Origin of the sequence: Streptomyces sp. NBC_01549 (genome assembly GCF_026339955.1) — a bacterium.
In the GTDB taxonomy this organism is placed as follows: Bacteria; Actinomycetota; Actinomycetes; order Streptomycetales; family Streptomycetaceae; genus Streptomyces.
The window spans coordinates 2167250-2182281 of the sequence record NZ_JAPEPW010000001.1; the positions used below are offsets into that span (position 1 = coordinate 2167250).

Annotated in this window: 15 protein-coding genes and 2 tRNA genes; 5 read left to right on the top strand and 12 right to left on the bottom strand. The window is 68.1% G+C overall.

All coding sequences use genetic code 11. From position 1 onward, the window contains the following. Positions 1-20: 20 nt before the first annotated feature. Positions 21-632 (bottom strand): TetR/AcrR family transcriptional regulator, encoded by a 612-nt coding sequence (locus OG819_RS09390; protein WP_266648905.1) that lies wholly within the window; start codon positions 630-632, stop codon positions 21-23. Positions 633-756: 124 nt separating this feature from the next. Here OG819_RS09390 and OG819_RS09395 point away from each other — a divergent pair, with 124 nt between their 5' ends. Then, a complete protein-coding gene (locus tag OG819_RS09395) occupies positions 757-1389 on the top strand; it encodes an NAD(P)H-binding protein (protein ID WP_266648906.1) in 633 nt (210 codons plus the stop codon). A 17-nt stretch (positions 1390-1406) separates the two neighbouring features. On the opposite strand, the gene OG819_RS09400 is transcribed toward OG819_RS09395, so the two are convergent. From OG819_RS09400 to OG819_RS09435, 8 genes are all read right to left on the bottom strand, one after another. Further along, positions 1407-2462: a UDP-N-acetylmuramate dehydrogenase gene (locus tag OG819_RS09400; RefSeq protein ID WP_266648907.1), complete on the bottom strand. Its 1056-nt coding sequence runs from the start codon at positions 2460-2462 to the stop codon at positions 1407-1409. A 108-nt stretch (positions 2463-2570) separates the two neighbouring features. Beyond that, complete coding sequence (locus tag OG819_RS09405; RefSeq protein WP_266648908.1) at positions 2571-4070, bottom strand: MFS transporter; 1500 nt, start codon at positions 4068-4070, stop codon at positions 2571-2573. Between the two features lie 111 nt (positions 4071-4181). Beyond that, positions 4182-4751, bottom strand: a complete 570-nt coding sequence (locus tag OG819_RS09410; protein ID WP_266627524.1) for a TetR/AcrR family transcriptional regulator — start codon at positions 4749-4751, stop codon at positions 4182-4184. Between the two features lie 455 nt (positions 4752-5206). Beyond that, on the bottom strand, positions 5207-5635 hold the full coding sequence (locus tag OG819_RS09415; RefSeq protein ID WP_266648910.1) for a MaoC family dehydratase: 429 nt from the start codon (positions 5633-5635) through the stop codon (positions 5207-5209). A gap of 2 nt (positions 5636-5637) precedes the next feature. Then, on the bottom strand, positions 5638-6090 hold the full coding sequence (locus OG819_RS09420; RefSeq protein WP_067367194.1) for a MaoC family dehydratase N-terminal domain-containing protein: 453 nt from the start codon (positions 6088-6090) through the stop codon (positions 5638-5640). Positions 6091-6256: 166 nt separating this feature from the next. Then, positions 6257-6421, bottom strand: a complete 165-nt coding sequence (rpmG, locus tag OG819_RS09425) for a 50S ribosomal protein L33 (protein WP_004571794.1) — start codon at positions 6419-6421, stop codon at positions 6257-6259. 87 nt (positions 6422-6508) lie between these two features. Continuing rightward, positions 6509-6581 (bottom strand) — tRNA-Met (locus OG819_RS09430). A gap of 47 nt (positions 6582-6628) precedes the next feature. After that, positions 6629-6701 (bottom strand) — tRNA-Thr (locus tag OG819_RS09435). 504 nt (positions 6702-7205) lie between these two features. On the opposite strand from OG819_RS09435, the gene OG819_RS09440 reads away from it, so the two are divergent. Both OG819_RS09440 and OG819_RS09445 read left to right on the top strand, forming a co-directional pair. Continuing rightward, positions 7206-8456 (top strand): amidohydrolase family protein, encoded by a 1251-nt coding sequence (locus OG819_RS09440; protein ID WP_266627521.1) that lies wholly within the window; start codon positions 7206-7208, stop codon positions 8454-8456. A 196-nt stretch (positions 8457-8652) separates the two neighbouring features. Further along, positions 8653-9309, top strand: a complete 657-nt coding sequence (locus tag OG819_RS09445) for an NAD(P)H-binding protein (protein ID WP_266648912.1) — start codon at positions 8653-8655, stop codon at positions 9307-9309. 53 nt (positions 9310-9362) lie between these two features. Here OG819_RS09445 and OG819_RS09450 read toward each other — a convergent pair whose 3' ends face one another. Both OG819_RS09450 and OG819_RS09455 read right to left on the bottom strand, forming a co-directional pair. Further along, on the bottom strand, positions 9363-9575 hold the full coding sequence (locus OG819_RS09450; RefSeq protein WP_266627517.1) for a hypothetical protein: 213 nt from the start codon (positions 9573-9575) through the stop codon (positions 9363-9365). Between the two features lie 135 nt (positions 9576-9710). Continuing rightward, on the bottom strand, positions 9711-10565 hold the full coding sequence (locus tag OG819_RS09455; RefSeq protein WP_266627515.1) for a polysaccharide lyase family 7 protein: 855 nt from the start codon (positions 10563-10565) through the stop codon (positions 9711-9713). Between the two features lie 1067 nt (positions 10566-11632). On the opposite strand from OG819_RS09455, the gene OG819_RS09460 reads away from it, so the two are divergent. Together OG819_RS09460 and OG819_RS09465 are read left to right on the top strand one after the other, a co-directional pair. Then, positions 11633-12655, top strand: a complete 1023-nt coding sequence (locus tag OG819_RS09460) for a hypothetical protein (protein ID WP_266648914.1) — start codon at positions 11633-11635, stop codon at positions 12653-12655. Between the two features lie 145 nt (positions 12656-12800). After that, positions 12801-13589, top strand: a complete 789-nt coding sequence (locus OG819_RS09465) for an NUDIX domain-containing protein (RefSeq protein WP_266648916.1) — start codon at positions 12801-12803, stop codon at positions 13587-13589. Here the strand turns inward: OG819_RS09465 and OG819_RS09470 are convergent. After that, on the bottom strand, positions 13573-14580 hold the full coding sequence (locus OG819_RS09470) for an XRE family transcriptional regulator (protein WP_266648917.1): 1008 nt from the start codon (positions 14578-14580) through the stop codon (positions 13573-13575). The genes OG819_RS09465 and OG819_RS09470 overlap by 17 nt on opposite strands. Positions 14581-15032 lie beyond the last annotated feature (452 nt).

Here is a 15032-nt window from a genome sequence, read left to right on the forward strand (position 1 = left end):
TCATCAGCCCAGGGTGACCGTCACGAGGGCTCGTCCGCAACAGAGATTCCCCCCAGCAGCGTGCGGGCGATCGACGCGGCGAACTCGTCCACGGGCGGCGGCTTGCCCGCCTCCGTGGAGTCGTAGGCGAAGGCGCGCTGCGCGCAGGCGCCCAGCAGGAGCGAGGCGGCCGCGTAGGTGTCGGCCCCCGCGCGGACCCGGCCCGCGTCCTGTTCGGCGCGGAGATAGGCGTCGAGGCCTCGGATGGGCATGTGCGGGCCCGATCCCATGGAGCGCATCGACTCCTCGTGCCGGCGCTTGAGCTGCGTTTCCGCGTACAAGGAGGCGGCGATCGGAAAGCTCTGCTCATAGAAGAGGGCCGCCTGGCGGGCGATCTCGGTGAGGTTCTCCAGGAGGGTGCCCCCGCCCGGCTCGGCCGCGAGGCCGGCCAGCAGCGGGGTCAGCTGCGGCAGGCGCTCCTTGAGCACGCTGACGAACAGCTCCTCTTTGCTCGGGAAGTACTTGTAGAGCGCCGCTTCCGAGCAGCCAGCGGCCTTGGCGATCTCCTTGGTCGTGGCGCGGGCGAGGCCGATGGTGAGCATGAGCTCGTGCGCCGCGTCGAGGATGCGGATCCGGGCCGGTTTCTGCTGCATGGGCCCCAAGGATTCCATGTTGCCCCTTGTTCGGCCTTGACGGGTGGGTGAGCGCTTACCCACCCTAGGAGCCAGCAGGGGTGAGTGAATACTCACCCACCACCCACCCAGGGGGGAACACGCCATGGAACTCACCGTCTTCGGTGCCACCGGAGGCATCGGCCAGGAGATCGTCCGGCAGGCGCTGGACTCCGGCCACCAAGTCACGGCCGTCGTACGGGATCCGGCTCGGCTGACCGTCACCGGCGCGGGTCTGAAGGTGTTCCGCGCGGACCTCACGGACCCGGAGGCGCTGCGCCCCGCCGTCGCGGGCCGGGACGCGGTCCTCTCCGGACTCGGCGCCCGCACCCGCAAGGACGCCGGGATCGCCACCCGGCTGACCCGTACGGTGCTGGGCGCGATGGAGGCCGAGGGGGTGCGCCGGTTGCTGGTGGTGAGTGCGGGGCCGGTCGGTCCCGACCCCGAGGGCGCCGCGTTCGTCGACCGCGCCGCGCGGGGCCTGGTCTCGCTGCTCCTGAAGGACGTCTACGCCGACCTCGCGGCCATGGAGGGCGATCTGGCCCGGAGCGCGACCGACTGGACGGTCGTGCGTCCGCCGCGGCTGCAGAACAAGCCCGTGACGGGCTCGTACCGGACGGCCGTCGGGAGCTTCCCACTCAAGGGCCGGTTCATCGGACGCGCCGACGTGGCGCACGCGATGCTGGCGATGATCGACGAGCCCGGGACGGTCAAGCAGGGCGTCGGAGTCGCGTATTAGGGCTCCTGGAGCTCTGTCTAGAGCTCTACGCCCACCGTCACCGGCTCATTGACCAGGGTGATCCCGAAGGCGTCGCGGACACCTGCGACGACCTCGCGGGCCAGCGCGAGGAGGTCCTCGGTGGTGGCCCGGCCCCGGTTGGTGAGGGCCAGTGTGTGCTTGGTGGAGATACGGGCGGGTCCGGAGCCGTACCCCTTGGTGAAGCCGGACTTGTCGATCAGCCAGGCCGCGGAGGTCTTGGTGCGGCCCTCGCCCGCCGGGTACGCGGGGGGTACGACCTCGGTGCCGAGCCGCTCCGTCACGCGCGCGTGGAACGCGGCGAACTCCTCGTCCGTGAGGATCGGGTTGGTGAAGAACGACCCGGCCGACCAGGTGTCGTGGTCCTCGGGGTCGAGCACCATGCCCTTGCCGGAGCGCAGCTTCAGGACGGTCTCGCGAGCGGTGGCGAGCGGCACCCGGTCGCCCGGTTCGACCCCGAGGGAGCGCGCCGTCTCGGCGTACCTGATCGGCGCCGACAGCCCGTCCGCGTCCTCCAGTTCGAACCGGACACGCAGCACGACGTACCGCTCGGGGTCGGCCTTGAAGCGGCTGTGGCGGTACGAGAAGGCGCAGTCGGCGTTGGTCAGGGTGACCGTCTCGCACGTCTTACGGTCGTACGCGATCACTTCGGTGATGGTGGACGACACTTCCTGGCCGTACGCGCCCACGTTCTGGATCGGGGTCGCGCCGACGGAACCGGGGATCCCCGCGAGGCACTCGAGGCCGGCGAGCCCGGACTCGACGGTGCGGGCGACCGCGTCGGTCCACACCTCGCCCGCCGCCAGCTCCAGCCTCGTACCGTCGAGGGAGAAGCCGGTGGTCGCGATGCGCAGGGCTGTTCCGGTGAAGCCCTTGTCGCCGATGACCAGGTTCGATCCGCCGCCGATGAGCAGCAGCGGCGTACCGGTGTCGTCGGCCTCTCGGACGGCGGCGATCACCTCGGCGTCGGTCGTGGCGGTGATCAGCCGGGTCGCGGGTCCCCCCAGCCGGAAGGTGGTCAGCGGGGCGAGTGGGGCGTCGTGGAGTTCCTGCACGGGCTCAAGAGTACGAGAAGGGCCCCGCCGGTCGAGGCGGGGCCGCTTCTATGGTTCACGAGACGGACCGATCAAGGCTCGTCTCAGCGCGAGACCGTTTCCGTCGTCTCAGCGCGAGGCCGTTTCCAGGACGGGCGCCTGGTCCTCGTCCTCACCCTGGTCCTGGCCCTGCTCCTGGGCCTGACCCTGATCCTGGGGCGACTCGGAGCCGACGACCCGCGTCCGAGCCGCATGCCGCGCCGTCGGGATGAGCAGCGCCGCGACACCTGCCAGGGCGACCATCGCGGAGCCCACCACCAGCGCGGGCCGCAGGCCGTCCACGAAGGTCTGCGCGGTCCCGTAGCCGCCCTGCGCGGAGAAGATCGAGGACATCACCGCGATGCCGAGCGCGCCGCCCACCTCACGCAGCGCGTTGTTGGCACCGGAGGCGATGCCCTGCTCCTGCGGGCGGACGCTGGACATGACCAGGTTGGAGGCCGGGGCGAAGTACAGGGACATTCCGATGCCGCTGACGATCAGGGCGGGCAGCTGGGCGGCGTACGAGGCGTGGGCGGCGACCACGGAGGCGTAGTACGCGAGCCCGGCGGCCTGCAGGAAGAGCCCGGCAGCGACCACGGGACGCCCCCCGATGCGGTCGGAGAGGTACCCGGCGATGGGCGCGACAAGCATCGGCATCCCGGTCCAGGGCAGCATCCGCAGGCCGGCCTGGGTGGGCGAGTAGCCGAGAACACCCTGCATGTACTGGCTGAGCAGGAAGATCGAGCCGAACATTCCGAGGAACATCAGCAGGCTCGCGGCGTTGATCCCGGCGAAGGTACGGGAGCGGAAGAGCCGCATCGGCAGCATCGGGTTCTTGGCGCGGATCCCGTGGAAGACGAAGCCGGTGAGCAGCGCGGCGCCCGCGAACAGACCGGTCAGGACGATCGGGCTGGTCCAGCCCTCGGCGGGCCCGCGGACCAGGCCGTAGACGATTCCGAAGAGACCGCCGCTGACGAGCAGCGTGCCGGTGACGTCGAGCGGGGCGCCGGTGCCGTGGGACTCGGCCAGACGGAGCCGGGCGAGGGGCAGCAGGGCGAGGCCCAGCGGAACGTTCAGCCAGAAGATCCAATGCCAGGACACGTGTTCGGTGAGACTGCCGCCGATGAGGGGCCCGGAGGCGACCGCGAGTCCGTTCACGGCTCCCCAGATCCCGTACGCCATGCCGCGCTTGGCGGCCGGCACCGCTGCCGTCAGCAGGGTGAGCGTGAGCGGCATCATGATCGCCGCGCCCACGCCCTGGACCGCGCGGGCGGCGATCAGCGAGTCGAGGCCGGGCGCCATGGCGGCGGCCGCGGACGCGCCGGTGAAGACGGAGAGGCCGACGAGGAAGAGCCGACGTCGGCCGAAGCGGTCACCGAGCGCCGCACCGAACATCAGCAGGACGGCGAAGGTGAGCGTGTAGGCGCTCACGGTCCATTCCAGGTCGTCCAGCGCGCCGCCGAGATCCTTGCGGATGGAGGGCAGTGCGGTGGTGACGACGAGATTGTCGAGGGCCGCCATGAATCCGGCGACGCTGGTGATGATGAGGGCCCAGGTGGCTCCCCCGCGACGTGCGGTCTGCTGTGACATCGCTCCCCCTAAGGGCGATCATTCTTGCGGTTAGTTATTAATGACTAACTTTCGCGACCAGAAAAAAGCGCCGACATCCGCCTCCCCCGCCCGCTTCCTACCCCTACCTACCTACTTCTCCAGCCGGCCCTTGAGCCGCGCCGACGGATACATCCCTTCCCAGACTTTGTGCTCGGGAGGAAAACCCATGGCCACCAGGCAGTTGATGAGCATGCCGTACGCCATGAAGACCGTCGTGCTGTTCGGGTCGGCGCCGAGCGGCAGGTGAACCGTCTCCCACAGCCGCATCCAGTCGGCCCGTACGGCTTCGCCGAGCTCGCGATCGCCCGCCTGCTCCGCGGCTGCGGTCGCGACGTACATCTGCATCTGCATCAGCAGTTGCTCGGGGTGCTCCGCGATCGCCTTGGTGTACGCGTTCGCCATGGAATGCAGGGCGTCTTCACCCTCCAGGCCCTTCGCGGCCTCCCCGAAGGTGCGGATGGTGTCCTCCATGCAGCGCCGTGCCGCCGCGAGGAAGATCGCCCGCTTGCCGGGGAAGAGCCGGAAGAGATACGGCTGCGAGACGCCGACACGCTTGGCGATCGCCTCGGTGGACGTGCCGTAGTAGCCACCCCGGGCGAACTCCGCGATCGCCGCGCGGATGACGCTCTCGCGCCTCTCGTCTGCGCTCATCCTGACCATGCGGCTAAGTTAGTACTTAATCACTAACTAAGTCAAGCGGTAGCTGGAAGCGGCTCCGCACGATGCACACGACGATCTCCCAGCCGCCACCCGCCCCACGACCGGCAGCAGCGCACGGACGGAAGGGGCCGTGCCGGTGCGTCGCAAGCGCGTCGCTTACGTTCGGGTCTGGAAGCGGCTCGCTGTAGGGCAAGGTCTGATCCGACGGCGACGTGCTCGACGTACCGGCACGGCCCCGACCCACCGACGGCCCGACCCACCGACCACGCTGCGGAGACCCGCTGCGGGCCGGTGCGGACGGACCGCGCATGGCAAAGCACGAACCAGCGGACCGGAACCAGCAGACTGCGAACCAGCGGACTGCGGACGGCCGGGTGCGCGTAAGGGGCGTCCGCAATAGCCGACGCCCCTTACCCACCGCCTCCATGCCGACCCTCAGGTCTTCATGGCAGCCATCAGGCCAGTCGTACGACCGCTCGCGACATGCCCAGGACCTTCTGCCCCGCGCTCATCGCGGTGAGGTCGACCCGGACGGTGTTGTCGTCCAGCTTGGCCGCGACCTTGCCGCTGACCTCGATGGCCGCTCCCTTGTCGTCGTTCGGGACGACGACGGGCTTGGTGAAGCGGACGCCGTACTCGACGACCGCGCCCGGGTCGCCGGCCCAGTCGGTGACGACGCGGATCGCCTCGGCCATGGTGAACATGCCGTGCGCGATGACGTCGGGGAGACCGACCTCGACCGCGAACCTCTCGTTCCAGTGGATGGGGTTGAAGTCCCCGGAGGCGCCCGCGTATTGCACGAGTGTGGCGCGTGTCACGGGGAAAGTCCGGGCCGGCAGCTCGGTGCCGACCTCGACGTCGGCGTACGCGATCTTCGCCGTCATGATCAGCCCTCCTCCGCCGCGCGCGCCACGAGCTTGGTGACGGCCGTCACCACGTGCTCGCCCGCCTCGTCATGGACCTCACCACGGATGTCCACGATGTCGTTGCCCGCCATGGACTTGATCGCCTCGATGGTCGAGGTGACCGTGAGCCGGTCGCCCGCGCGCACCGGACGGGTGTAGGCGAACTTCTGGTCACCATGCACGACGCGGCTGTAGTCGAGACCCAGTTGGGGGTCCTGGACGACCTGCCCCGCGGCCTTGAAGGTAATCGCGAACACAAAGGTCGGCGGGGCGATCACATCGGAGTGCCCGAGCGCCTTGGCGGCCTCCGGGTCCGTGTACGCCGGGTTGGTGTCCCCCACGGCCTCCGCGAACTCGCGGATCTTCTCCCGACCGACCTCGTAGGGGTCGGTGGGCGGGTAGGTCCGCCCCACGAAGGACTGGTCGAGCGCCATGGGCTCGGTACCTCCTGATTTTCAGCCGGTGCAGCGATTCTCGAATCCGATGCCCGTACGAGGAGTGTCGACGACTGCTCGACGACCACCCGCACGTCGGCACTCGGCCGATGAACGACGCGAGGCCGCCCCCGTTACTGGGGACGGCCTCGTGTACGAGCCTGATTTATCGCGTTTCGCGGTGCGCGGTGTGCGCATTGCAACGCGGGCAGTGCTTCTTCATCTCCAGTCGGTCCGGGTCGTTACGCCGGTTCTTCTTGGTGATGTAGTTCCGCTCCTTGCACTCCACGCAGGCCAGCGTGATCTTCGGGCGGACGTCGGTGGCAGCCACAGGAGTGCTCCTTGACGAACGGATGGGACATTAACGCATAGAAGAGTAGCCGATCGAAGGACCGACCCCACAATCGGCTACTGTCTGTAGCGGTGACCGGACTTGAACCGGTGACACAGCGATTATGAGCCGCTTGCTCTACCGACTGAGCTACACCGCTGAGATGCGATCGGAACCCGCCTTGCGAGCGGGAACCTCACACACCAGAGCCCCAATACGGAATCGAACCGTAGACCTTCTCCTTACCATGGAGACGCTCTGCCGACTGAGCTATTGGGGCGAGCGATGAAGACATTACACGCTCGCCCGCCGATCGCCCAAATCCGTTTCGTGGCACCCGCCCCGACCTGTCCCCGGCCGTTCTCCGCCGCTCCTCCGGCCCCTCACGGACGGTGCCTCACGGCCGTGACTCCGGCCGCTCCCGCCCCGCGGACCACGGGCGCGCCGCCCGGTCCAGCGGCCTCCCGTTCGGGCCTCTCCGCCCGCCTGACCAGCGTCTCCGTCCGGCTGCGCCGACTCCCATGTCCGGCCCTCCCGGCTTTCTGTCCGTGCACGGACCACACCGGTACGACTATTGCGCTCCTCCCGGACGAGAAGGGCTCGCCACCCTAGGCTCGACTCACGCTGCGTGATCTTGCCCCTCACTACCCGCATCCCCACCCCACAGCCCCACCCCCACCCACCCCCGCCCGACAACTCACAGCCCACGGCCCTCAACCCACAACCCTCAGCCCACAAACCCACAACCCCGTCTTCGCAGCCGCCCCCGAGCCCCAGGAGCGCGATGCCCGACAGTCAGCCGCAGCCGCCCCACTCCTCGTCGGGACACACCGACACCGGCACCCTGCTGCTGCGCGGGGCGCGGCTCACCGACGGCCGGACTGTGGACGTGCGGCTGGGTGGCGGGCGCATCGAGGCGGTAGGCACCGCCGGAAGCCTGGCGGCGCCCGCCTCCGGCTCGCTCGCCGCGAAGGTGGACCTCGACGGCTACCTGCTCCTGCCGGCCCCCGTCGAGCCCCACGCACACGGCGACACGGCCCTGACGGCCGACGGCGACGGCCCCGTCTCGTACGACACCCAGGAGGTCCAGCGCCGGGCCACCGAGGCCGCGTTGCTACAGCTCGGGCACGGGGCGACGGCGTTGCGCTCGCACGTGCGTGTCGGCGACGTACAGGGGCTCGACGCGCTGACGGCGGTGCTTCAGGCGCGGCGGGCGCTGCGCGGACTGGCCGAGCTGACGGCGGTGGCGATGCCGCGGGTGCTCACCGGGGTCGCCGGTGCCGACGGCCTCGCGATACTGCGGGACGCCGTGAAGATGGGCGCTTCGGTGGTGGGCGGCTGCCCGGACGCCGACCCGGATCCGACGGGCTACGTGGAGGCGGTCCTCGAACTCGCCTCGGAACACGGCTGCCCGATCGACCTGCACACAGACGCCTCCGATCCCGCCCGGCTCGCCCGGCTCGCGGCGATGGCGGGCGGACTACGGTCCGGAGTGACGCTCGGCCCGTGCGGCGGCCTGGGCCGGCTGCCCTTGGAGGTGGCCGCACGGGCGGCCGACCAACTCGCCGCGGCGGGCGTGACCGTGGTGTGCCTGCCGCAGGGCGGCTGCGGGGGCGTGGACCGGCGCGGAACGGCTCCGGTACGGATGTTGCGGGCGGCCGGGGTACGGATCGCCGCGGGCAGCGGCGCCCTGCGCGACGTGTCGAACCCGGTGGGCCGCGGCGACCCCCTGGAGGCCGCGTACCTGCTGGCCTCACGGCACGGTCTGCGTCCCGAGGACGCGTACGACGCCGTGAGCTCCGGTGCGCGAGCCGCCCTCGGGCTGCCCGAGGTACGCGTGGAGGCCGGTTTCCCGGCCGAGTTGCTCGCGGTGCGCGGGAACCGGCTGGCGGGGGCGCTGTCGCTCGCGTACAGCCGGATCGTGGTGCACCGGGGGCGCGTGGTGGCGCGGACCAGCGCGGTGCGGGAGTACTGCAACTCCGCGGCGGCAGCGGGGCTTGACCTGCCCCGGCAGGGACGCGGAGAGCCGTCGTAGCTACAAGTGGCGTCCGCCACCCCACAAGTTGTGCGCATGCCACCGCAACCGCCCTCCAAGCGCCTCCTGTTCACCCCGCGGATCACGGTCATGACAGTCTCCGCCGCCGCGCGCCCCTGTGGACAACTCAAGAGACGCGTGAGTTGTCCACAGAGTCGTGCGGCGAACGGGTCCATCCGGGCGTACGGTCGGAAACATGCGCATTGTCATCGCTGGAGGTCATGGTCAGATCGCGCTGCGGCTGGAGCGACTGCTCGCCGCGCGCGGTGACGAGGTCGCGGGGATCATCCGCCGCGCCGAGCAGGGCGACGATCTGCGGGCGGCTGGTGCCGAGCCGGTCCTCTGCGATCTGGAGTCGGCTTCGGTGGAGGAGGTCGCGGCCCATCTGCAGGGCGCGGACGCGGCCGTCTTCGCGGCGGGCGCGGGCCCGGGCAGCGGTCCGGCCCGCAAGGAGACGGTGGACAAGAACGCCGCGATCCTGTTCGCCGACGCGGCGGAACGAGCGAGGGTACGGCGCCACGTCGTCGTGTCGTCCATGGGCGCGGACCCGGCGCATCCGGGCGACGACGTCTTCGACCTGTATCTGCGCGCCAAGGGCGAGGCCGACGAGTACGTACGCGGTCGTACGTCCCTGGACTGGACGATCCTGCGCCCCGGAACACTGATCGCCGACGCCGGCACCGGCCTCGTACGCCTGGAGGCCTCGACCGGGCGCGGCGCGATCCCGCGGGACGATGTCGCCGCGGCCCTGGCGGAGCTGGTGGACACCCCGGCGACGGCCGGGCTGACCCTGGAGCTGATCAGCGGCTCGACGCCGATTTCGGTGGCGGTCAAAGCGGTCGCGGGGAACTAGCACCGCGACAGGCAACGTTCGCCCCGTCCGGCCCACACCATCCGTGGGCCCACTCAGAACAACGGAAGCTGCCCGGGAAACTCAGGAACGGCATACCCGTCCAACGTCGGCTGGGCCGCCCCCAGCTGCGCCGGCCGACGCGACCCGGGACACGAGACCAGTTCCCCGCTACCCCGCGCACCAGGCGGATCATGCCGGGCGAACCGTCCCGCGACGACGGCGATCTCCCGACGGCACTCGGGGCAGCTCCTGCGACGCGTAGACATGGGATCAGTCTGCCCGGCAGAAGGCAGCCGCACCGACAGCGCCCAAGCCCCCGGCCCCGATCACCACCACCCGATTACGGATTCGAACCCAGGACAGCCGCTGGGGCCGCCGGTGCGGGATGCGCCGAGGTTCGCTCAACTGTGGGAGACGGTGAGGCCGTAGAAGGCGACCCGAGCGCCCTTGGTGGTGCTGTCGGAGGACGACTGGTTGTACGAGCCGGCCTTGAAGTATTGCTTGTAGGCGTCGAACGACGACGGGATCGCGTAGTGCGTGGTGCTCCCGTTGACCGTCAGGTCGATGGTGTGTCCGCCCGAGACCGCGATCGTGTAGTTCCATGTCTTGCCGACCGATACGTGGCCGACGGTGTGCAGTGTCTGCCCTCCGGAGGGCGAGTTCTCCGTACCGAGTACGATGTCGCCGCTCGACCGGTAGTACAGCTCCAGCAGCGGCTTGGTGGACGAGCCTCCTGTGCCGAGGTGGATCTGTCCGACGCAGACGTTCGATGTGACGGACACGACCCGCAGCGTCGCCTTCATTTGATGCGTGCCGCTGAGCGACCAGTTGGCGGCGGTGCCGTTGCGGTTCATCTCCCGCAGTTCGGAGCGGGCGTAGTTCGAGTTCGGTGTGGTGACGCCCTTCTCCGGTGCCCAGAAGGTCATCGCGCCGTCACGGGTGTCCGTGTAGAAGTACGAGTCCTGGAACCCGTTGGCCCCCTGCAGCCGGGAGGACGGGATCGTCGTCGGCGAGCCGGGGGAGCCCACCGGCTCCTGAAGCTGCCATACCGACAGGTCGAAATTCCCACCGGGCGCGACGGACGGGTCCGCCAGGGGTGAGGAGACGACGCTGGTACTGCGCTGGCCGCTGGGTGCACCGGCTACGCCCGCGGCGGCGGAAAGTGAACTGGCCGCCGGGGCGGGAGCCGCAAGGACCAGGCCGCCGGTGACGGCGGTGGCGGTGGCCAGGGAGGTGAGCAGCGTACGCATGCGCATGGGGGGTGCCTTCCTGTCGGCTCGGTGGACTCGGTTGGCGGGCGCGCGTATTTCTCAGCCTGGAGCGTTCATGTACATGAACTTCATATGCCAACATGAACACTCGGTGTCGCGACAGTAGGACTGTGGCGCGGTCACGTCAAGGCTGCCGGTGGAGCTACACATACGTGGGATGTCGATCTCATCCACGTCGATGAACTCGACCAGCGGTCGCGGACACACGATTGCTGTCGCGGAAGGACGTCAGGCGGCCAAATCGATACCGCACGTCTCCGGAACGACGAAAGAGTCTGTGATCAGCATTGCTGCTGTTCACAGACCCTTTCGGTCGTGTGGCGGCGCCAGGATTCGAACCTGGGAAGGCTGAGCCGGCAGATTTACAGTCCCCTGTGTGCGCTACCCGAGATCCGGCGTTTGACCTGCGCTTTTGTTCACCTTCCCATGTGCCGATGCATGCGCCGTCCACAGGTCGTCCACAGCGACCCCATCCGGGCAACCCTCGCGTGACGCCCATGGCGCAGATCGCTCCGTAGGACAGGGCTTCATTCAGCCACGAACGGCGCTAACCAGGGCGGCAAGTGCCCCGATCAACCCTGCCAGCGCAGTCACCACGGGCACCGCACGGTTGACCCAGCGGGGGTTGTCATCCCTACCCTCCCCAGTAGGAGGGGTGTCGGGCTTCATCAAGTTGCTCCTCCAGCGGATGAAGAGCCATGGGCAGTCCCAGTAGCCATGGCCACGCGAATCGGTGTCGCCCTCGTCGGCCACGACGGGGGCGACCCTGTTTGTCTGGGGACAGGCAAGCCGTCCGGGGCAGCAAAGGCGACGCCCTCGGCCAAATCCAGCGAAGCCCGGACAGTTGAGAGGCAGGTCACCTAGGGTTCTGAGACGTCAACCGGACGGACCCGGACAGTCTCGGTCTGTGCCGGACGTCCGCGGACGCATCGGGTCGGGGAGGCCACGGGGTGAGCTTGGCGGCACAGCTTCAAGTGCTGCGGGTGCGGGCTGGCAATCCCCCCATCCGTCAGATCGAGCGTCTGATTGCCAGACAGGGGCGGGAGCGCCCAATGGCGCGCTCGACCATTCAGGACAAGCTCTCGGGAAAAAGCTCGGCCAACTTGCCTGAAGTACTGTCAATCGTGGAGGCGCTAGCGGAGCATGCAAGGCTAAACGGAGCGCCACTACCCTCACAGGAAATAGACCAAGGAACCTGGCGTGAGCGAGTAACAGCCCTTACTGGGAATACCCCAACAGCCTCCACAACGCCTTACGCGCCAACTATTTCCGCCGACCCGAAGATTCCATGGGACGTGCAAGCGCTAAGACTGGCTCAAATGCACGACCTCATAGAAATAGTGGAGAATTCTAGCGACGCCCCCACCGCATCCTGGCTCCCAAAGGTAGTAGCGCCGCTGCTGCTGGCCGAGATGTCCGTTGTTGAATTTATGCAAAGAGCCTCCAGAGACAGCCCTCAGGCGATTGTCCAGACTCTAGTGGCGCTTGATCGCGCATTCCCCATCCCGGAAGCTGTCCCCTGGGAGGCGCGGGATCCGTGGCTAGTAAGCGAGAACGACCGGACAGTTGGAGTACTGCTCAGCGAGGCAGCGCGAAGGCATGGAGGAACAGCGACTCCCGCGATTGTCGTAGCTATGCGCCGAGCGGAAATCGGCGAGCACGTCGACGCCTATCTCGCGAATATCGCTCGCCTGCACCCGACAAGTAATATTCAGTACATAACCCGACAGCTTCGAACAGCCACACTGTCAGCTGACGCAGACAAGGTTCTCAGATTCGTAGGATCAAAGCGGCAGGCTGGTCGCATCTTCGAGGTCGCCCTCTTTTTCCACACGTCTGGGCAAACCGACGACGCGAAAAAGGTTCTGCAAGGAACGGCTACCGAGAATTGGTACCGCATCGAGAGCATGGTTCACGAAATCGGGGATCATGAATCAGCCGACGATTTCGTGCGGGAGGTTCTCCGAGGAATCCCTTACGGCAAGCATTCCGAATACGCTGAGGGAATAAGACAGCGCGGCAATGCGGAGCTGGCCCAACGAATCCTGGCAGCGGCAGACGAACCCCCCTTTTAGAGGCGAGCACACCCAACAAGAACCACTTGCGAGCCTTCACTAGCCAGAGATCCCTGAATCGGCTGAGGCCTTCCTCCCCCGTATCTTCCAGGGGCCAGACCGCTAGGCTGGTACGCACCACAGCAGAACGGAGAGTGCTCCGCGGATGGGACCGAAAACGACCAAGGTCTACGAGACGCTTCGAGAACGGCTCGCCACAGGCGAGTACGCCCCTGGTGACAAGTTCCCTTCGGAACGCACCTTGACCGAAGAACTCGGCATCGGCCGGACGGCGCTCCGGCAGGTGCTCGCCCGTCTCGTGTCCGAGGGGGCGCTTGAGGTCCGGGGACGGAGTTCGTACCGCGTGCCTGGCCCGGTGAGCGTGCAGACCCCGAAGGGGCTGGAGCCGTGGCGCGTCCACGGTGAGCGCGACCTCTACGACAACCGTTGGGTCAAACTCCAACTCTGGGACGTGGAGCCGCCGGGGGTCGAACGGTTCGAGCATCACGTGGTGAAGCTGCACCACGTCGCCATCACAGCGGTACTGGACGACCAAGACCGCGTGCTCATGATGTGGCGATATCGCTTCGTCCCGCAGCAATTCGGGTGGGAACTGCCCGGCGGAATCGTGGACGAAGGGGAGGAACCGGCGGACACGGCTCTGCGGGAAGTCGTCGAGGAGACGGGATGGCGCCCGAAGTCGCTGGAGCACGTCGTCACCTATCAGCCCATGGTCGGCATGGTCGACTCGCCGCATGAGATCTTCGTTAGTCATGGCGCCGAGCAGGTCGGTTCTCCGACGGATCTCGAAGAAGCCAGCCACATCGAGTGGGTCCCGTTGGCTGACATTCCAGGGCTCATGGCCCGCGGCGAGCTCATGGGCTCTGGGACCCTGGTCGCCCTGCTTCACATCCTGGCGAGCCGCGGCAAGCAGGGGCTTACAGCCGCGCACTGAGCAGGTCGACACGACGGCGCTGCCGCACCGAACCGGTGCGGCTCGCCAACAATCGCGCCTGCCTGAGGTGGGTGTGCGCGTCGTCGTACTCGGCTCGCGCCAAGTGCGCCTGTACGAGGTCGGCGTGCAGGCCCGCTTGCGCTCGGACAAAGGTCGGATCCACCACTTCCAGCGCGTCATAGAGGCTGGTCACCGCGTCGCCATCGCCGAGCAGGGCAAGGACGTTGCCGCGCCACCGGGCCAGATGGGCGCCGTTCAGAAAGATGCTCAGCATGTCCGGGTCTCGGTCATCGGAGCCGGGCGGGATGCTCGCCATGGCCGCATCGAGTGCCCGTCGGCAGTCGTCGGGCATTCCCGCGTGGGCGCACAACTCCGCTTCGGCGGCGTACAGCCATGCCTGAAGGCGGGGTGATCCGGCCTGGCCAAGGGTGCGTTGGGCATCGCGGACCAGGTCGACACCGAGCGCCGGCCGACCAGCCTCGCACAGTACGTACGCCTGCTCAGCCATCGCGTGAGCGAGGTACATCGGGGCCTCAGCGTCGCGCGCGGCTCGCTTCGCAAGTTCGTAGTGACGCCAAGCCCTTTCGACCGCTCCCGAGTCAATCGCCTGCCACGCCGCGAGGGTGGACGCCCCCGCGAGTGCGAGCGCCACGGGCCGCCGGGCATTCGGAAGCACCGCAAAGTTCAGCGCGTCTTCGAGGGCGCTGAGGTGCCCCGCCATCTGGTCCACAAGACCGGACGCGCCCCTCTCTCGGTCCATGGTGCGCAATAGCTCGGTCTGATCGTTGAACATCTTCACCATGGACTGACTGACGCTGCTGGCCGAATCGATCCTGCTCAGCAGTTCGTCGTACCCGTCGGCCACCGACGGAGGAAGCGTGAGCGGTCCGCCCCTTAACTCTGCGTCCGTGACGCCGAGGAGCTGCCGCAGGATCGCCGCGTAGCGATCCGAGATGTTGCGCTTGCCGTTCTCCCACTCAGACACGTACACCCGCAAACTCGCGGTCGACGCAACGTCTGTGACGTGCCGTCGGGCGTACTGCTCGATCTCGCGAACCAGTCGCTCCTGAGACCAGCCTCGCGCCGTTCGCGCGCTCCGCAGTCCTGTGCTCACGGCCACCGTCCGGCGATAGGTCCACTCACTGACCTTCCCAGCATGCCTCACATCGCCGCAGGTCAACAGGGGTTAACAGGACGGGTGTTAAGGCCTGTTGGCTACCGACTCCACCTCCTGAACGGGTCTTCTGGAGATGCACCGAAGCGGGGAACCGCCGCTCGAACGGGCGAGAGCCCTTGACTCTGGTGCGCACCAGATGCTTACCTACTGGTGCGCACCAGATGACGGAGTCGCCTCCAATTCGCGGTGTGCAAAGCAGAGGGCGGGGACGCTGCAATCCCGCTAAAGGCCAGGGGACAGGGCTTAGGCCCGACTGGCGAGGTGGC